General features: G+C 65.7%; 1 protein-coding gene. It reads left to right on the forward strand.

The window, feature by feature from the left end:
• The first annotated feature begins 693 nt into the window (after nucleotides 1–693).
• Complete coding sequence (locus ALI144C_RS00360; RefSeq protein ID WP_143230289.1) at nucleotides 694–5,400, forward strand: ATP-binding protein; 4,707 nt, start codon at nucleotides 694–696, stop codon at nucleotides 5,398–5,400.
• Nucleotides 5,401–6,000: the final 600 nt, after the last annotated feature.

Here is a 6,000-nt window from a genome sequence, read left to right on the forward strand (position 1 = left end):
CGGCCCGCGACCGTGGCGCTCTCCCGTTGCCAGCACCGATGTCGACGGCCGGGTACGTGCGTAGCCTAGATGTCTGCCGTGTGGGCTGATGGTGCTTGGCCGTTGTGACGAGTTGCTGTGGCTTTGTTCGGATGGCTCGGCGTGGCGTGCACGGTGGTCCTGTGACGGGGTCGAGTCTGTTCCCGATAGCGTCGTTGTCGAGGCAGCGCGTCGGGTGACAGGAAATGAGGGCTGTGTGGGTCGGTGGTGGCGTCCTTTAGTGGCGGCGTTGGTAGTGGCGGCCGTCGCGGTGGGGGTGTGGGCCCTGCTGCGGTTCGGCGTGCCCGTGTGGTTGTCGGATGACAAGCATCCTGTGCGGCCGGTTGTGGAGGGCTTGAGTTGGGTGGCGGCGGTGCTGGGCTTGCTTTTGGCCGTGGCGGCGTTTGTGTTGCAGTTGCGCTCGCAGAACCGTTCTGCGGCCGCCGGGCCCGTCGCGGTGGATGCGGTACAGCCGGACGGGCAGCCTGTGGGTAATAGAGGAGTGAGCATCGAGGGCGGTGTGCATGGGTACGGGCCGGGAGCGACATTCGGGGCGGTCAGCGGCGGGCATGTGAACATTGGCGAGTCGCCGCCGGACCCTCCGGGGCCGGCGCGGAGGTAGGGCGGGCCGCGTCGGAGCAGCACCCCGCCCCGGCTGTCGCCATCCCCGCAGCGGTGGTGTCGGTAGACGGCGGTGTAAATGTCTCCGGTTTGGGGACGGCGATTGGTTTGGCGAACTCGGTGAGCATCCATCACACCACTATCGCCGCAGCGGTGGCGGTGCCTGGAGCGGCCGACGTGTGGCGAGTGCGTATTGACGACCGTGACACCGGTGACGTGCTTGTAGGTCGTGGCAGCGAGGGCGAACAAGTGACGGCCGCGGCGACCCTGTCCAGGGTGACTGGTGTGGAGGAACTGGCGGGTCCCGGCGAGCCGTTCGCGGAGTGGGTCGGGAACTTTCTGGCTGAGTATCTTGGTCAGACCGACGGGCGGAAGGTGCCCTTCGGGGGGCGGGACGCCGAGCTTGCCGCGCTCACGTCGTGGCTTACCGAGCCGGGAGCTGCTCCGTATGCTCTGGTCACGGCGGAGGCAGGGCGGGGTAAGTCTGCATTGTTGGTGACATGGGCCGCGCAAGTACAGGCGGCTGGCATCGCTGATGTGGTCTTCATACCGATCAGTACGCGGTTTAACACTGCCCAGGCATCGGTTGCGCTGCCGGCGCTCGCCTCCCGACTGGCCGCGCGCCACGGCGAGACGTTGGCGACGACCAACCGCTCTGCCGACCAGTGGCAGGCAGAGATCAGCACGTACCTTGGCCGTTCGCCGCGGTCGGACCGGCCACTGCTGGTCGTAATTGACGGCCTCGATGAGGCGGTCGGGTGGGAGGCGGGCGCATACCTGTTTCCGCATTCCCCGCCGCCAGGTATGCGGCTGCTGGTGTCGGCGAGGTATATAGGCGGCGACGCAGACGAGACCAGTTGGCGGCATCGGCTCAACTGGACCAGTTCCGAGCTGGCGCAAAGCATCCCGTTGCCGCCACTGGACGCGGACGGTGTTGCTGAGGTGCTGCGAGCCATGGGCGAACCGCTGGCGCACCTGGTGACCCGTGTCGACATCGTGGGCGAACTGCATCGGCTGAGTGAAGGCGACCCGCTACTCGTGCGGCTGTATGTGGAGTCGCTCCTCGAACGGGGCGGGGACGCGGTCCGTTTGACCCCGGAGGAGTTGCCGTCGATTGAGAAGGGCATGCGCGGCTACTATGACCGATGGCGGCGCGAGCTGGATCGGATCTGGCAGCGGGCCGGGCACACAGTGCCCGGCAAGCAGCGGGAACTGCAGGACTTCCTGAACATCCTCGCGTGCGCATTCGGCCCGGTTAACCTCGACGATCTCACTGAACTCAACCCCGGCGCCCCGACCGGCGTCGAGTTGGACCTTCTGGTGCGCGTCGTGGGCCGCTTCGTGATTGGTGATGGTGTCCGGCAGGGGTTCGTCTTCTCGCACCCGCGCTTCGGGACTTTCTTCTACGATCTGATGGGCCGTCGGGAGCAAGTTCGGTGGAGCGCCGCGTTCACCGACTACGGACGTCGCGTACTGACTGCGATTCGCGATGGGGTCCTGGAGGCTGAGCGGGCGCCGTCCTATGCGGTGACCACCTATGGCGCGCACCTGGAGGCCGCAGACGCGTCGAGCGAGTTCCTGTACGAACTGCTTGACCCTGCGTGGCTTGCGGCGTGGAACGCGGTCGACGGCACCGACGCAGGTTTCCTCAACGATTGCGAACGGGCGTGGGGACGCGCCAAGCGGGACGTGGGCGACGCCAGGTGCACGGACCTGGATCAGGCAGTGGAAACCCAATTCCTGTGCGCCTTGGCGAGGGCGGGTGTGACGGCGCGGAGCGACAAGGTGCCTGTGCCGCTGCTCACTGCGGCGTACTCTGCGGGCGTACTGACCGCCGCGCAGGCACTCGCTGTCTGTCGGCGAATGACCCAGGAGTATCGGCGTTCCAGTGCCGTTGTGGCGCTGGCGCCCCTATTGCCCACGCAGTGGCTGGACGAGTGCGTGTCGATCGCCGCCTCTTCCCGTCGCGAGCAGTCGTGCGCCTACATTCTGGTGGGCCTCGCTCCTCTGTTGTCCGGCCAGGCCCTCGCTAAAGCGAGAGCGACCACGACCTCAATGAAGGACCGAAAGTCCCGCAATGTCGCCGTGATCGCTCTCAGCTCCCGCTTACCAGAGCCCGAACGGACCAAGGTCGCATCGGCCGCATTGTCGGAGCTACAAGCCCTCTCGGACGATGTCCAGAGAGCCCGAGCCATCAGAACCGCAGCTCGCTTCCTCCCATCTGATCTCGTGGGACGAACTGTGGATCTCCTACGGAACCTGTTTAAGTTGCCGGACGCGGCGCGCGCATTAGCCGAACTCACACGTCGCGCTACGGGCGCGACCCGCGAGCAGGCGATCGCCCTCATGCGTGAGCAGAACAGGACCAACCTCCGCATAATCTTCGCCGAGTTCGTCCCCGAATTGCGTTCGCTGGCTTTGAAAGACCTGAAGTCGCTCCAGCGATCCCACCGAACCGCACTCGTGCTTGACATGCATCGTTGGCTCGGCGACGTATCCGCCGATGGCACGATGGGCTTCCTGATTGACGCGGTCGAGGAACTTGTCCGGCGAGGTGATCACACCAACGCCGCGATACTCGCGGACTCGATGGAGCCCTCGTCGCGGAACCGCGAGTGGTCGCGGTTCTCCTCGGCGCACAGCGAACATCATGTATTCGTCGCGGCGCACCTGCTCGCAGCGGCAGGTCTGGTCGCCGCTCCCGACCGGATCGCCACCACCATGCGCGTGGCCGAGCAAGTCGGTGGCGAAGCACAGGTCGCCGTGTCGGCGATCCTCGCGCAGTGCCACCGCCCCGAGGACCGGCGGGAGATCCTCCGCCACGCACTGGCTATCGCGCAGACGGTGGGAGACGGCCGGGATCGGCTCCAGGCGTCGACCTCAGTGCTGGCCATACTTGACTCCGCTGATGTCGGACCGGCGCAGCTCGCCGTGCTGGCACTGCATGACGCGGTAGCGCCGCCAGGGGACCTACCCAAGTTCTTGTCCGACCTGCCGATCGACCTGGTATCCCACGTCGTGGACCACGTCGTGACGGCCTGCATGCGCATTCCTAACCGAGATTTGCGCGCGCAGACCTTGAGCGCGCTGTCCCATCGTGTACCGGAATCGCATAGGCTCGAACTCCGCACCCGCGCCGCCGCAGAAGCCTTGGCGCACCACCACAATCCCACCGCCGTACCCCTAATCCTTAGCGAAGCCAGAAGCGATCAAGCCCAACTCGACGCGGCGTTGATCCGCTGGGCGAGGACAAGCGACATTTCGCTGGTCGACCTGCTACCCCACTTGCACACGAATGAGGCGAAGATCAACCCAATGCGCCAGGTCCTTCACCGTATGCAGAAGCACGAAAGACAGGTGACGATCTCAGCGATCGTCCAGGCGTTTTCGAAGAATCTGCCCGACTCTATAGCGGGTGACCTCGTGGCTATGGCCACCGAGCCCCGCGCCCTGCTCGCACTCGTACCCCTGCTGCGCGGCGACCTGTTGGAACGCGCGCTCGAGCAGGCGCTGACGGCGGAGCCCCGACTCGCTCCCGATGAGGTGGCGCACGCCGCCGTCGATGCGTTCGACAGGCTGGACGAGGAAGGCCGCGCACGCCTGCTCCCCGTGGCGATCGGCAGCATCGACCAGCGGGCGGCACGGCTGCGACGGATTGCCACGCTCGTTCCCGACGCGCTTCGAGAGAGCGTGGTCGAGGCGGCCGAGCAACTCCCACTCTCCCAACAGGCGAGCATCCTCCGCGCCCTGACCAGCGGCTACCCAGAGAGTCTTACAGCTCGCATGAGGAGCAGCGTCCTGGACACCGCACCGGACATGCTCGGTGCCCTCGCGCTCGGCGATGTCGCCCACCTCGTTCCGCCCGACTGTCAGAAGGCACTGCTGGAACAGGTGCTGTCACTGCTCTCCGATCTCAGTCGCGGGGAAGCGTTCCAGACCATCCACAAGCTCGCGGAAAACGCGCCGGAGTCATGGCGACGCCAGTTGCTCGAATTTGCACTCGATCTGGCGGCCTCGACCGAGGACGTCGGCTGGTGGGGTCCGCTGCTCCGGCTAGTCCCGCACTTGAGCGGTGACCAGTTCGTGGTCGCCGCAGAACTGGCGATCAAACTGGGTGGTGCAGACCGGATCGCGTTCCTCTACAAGCTCTTAGCGCATTGCCAACTGCCCGAACGGAGCACGATCTGGAGCCTCGTAGCCCACTCTGTCGTCGAGCAACCGAAGCACACAATGCCGGAGGTCCTCAAGCATCGCACGCCGCCGATGGACGCTCGGGTGATCGCCGCCGTCCGCACTGGAATCGAGAATGAAGAGGAGGAGTCGAGACTGCCGCTCCTGGTTGAACTCTGCCACCACCTGCCACCCGACAAGGCCCAGACCGTGGTCATCGAAGCGGCACGGCTTGCACTCGCGCTCGGTCCGGGACGAGATCGGGACCGGGTGTTGGGCACCGTCGCCGGTCCTGCAGCGGCTGTGCCGCAGGTGGATATGGAGGTCTTGCTCGCCGTAGTGCACATCGAGTCAGAGAAGCATCTACGCGCGGCCGTGCGGTCGTTCACCCGAAACTTCGCTGGGTGGCATGGTGACAACGAGCGGGCTTGGACGAATGCCCTCCACGCGCTCGCGTGCCGCCCCCGGCCAGAGATGGTCCACGCGCTGGCGCTCCTGGCCAGTGTAGGCGCCCCTGCAGGGCTGTCACCTGCTCGAAGCGCACGAGCATTCTTCTCGGCATTGCAACGGGTAGGCGTACTTTGGGAGTGAACCTGTACCGCTCGAAAGTCATCGTTGTGGCTGTGACACTGTTAGCTTGAGTTTTATCCTGTTCGGCGGGGTCGTGGGTTGCTGGACTTCTTTTTCTTGCCAGCACTAGGTTTCGCTTGTTTGTGCTGGTGACGGTGTGGACGTCGTGGCGTGGCGCGGGCCGCTGGTTGGGTTGTCCGGGTGGGCGGCCGGGGCCTGGTCGGGAGGGTTTCGGGACACCGGTCGGACAAGCGGTGTGTGGGCGGAGGTTCCGAAACCCTCGGCGGACTCGGGCGGGTGAGAGCCGGTCGGGTGGGGTGGGTTTCTCCCAGGGACGGCGTAGATCGGTCGCGAGACCGCGAGCCAGCCGGAGTTGGGTGTAAGCAGCCAGCAGCAGCCAGGTCCAGCGGTCGCCCTGCTCGGGTGTGCGCAGTTTCGGGGTGGTCCAGCCCAGTGTTTGTTTGAGCATGCGGAAGGTGTGTTCGATGTCGAACCGGCGCAGGAACGCCTGCCAGGCCAGATCCTGTACCGCTCGAAAAGTCATCGCTGCTCGTCAAGCGGCGTAGCGGTATTCGTTGATGAGGCCATCGAGGACGCTGGTCCGGTGCCATCGGGAAGCCC

The organism is Actinosynnema sp. ALI-1.44 (genome assembly GCF_001984155.1).
Taxonomy (GTDB): Bacteria; Actinomycetota; Actinomycetes; order Mycobacteriales; family Pseudonocardiaceae; genus Kibdelosporangium.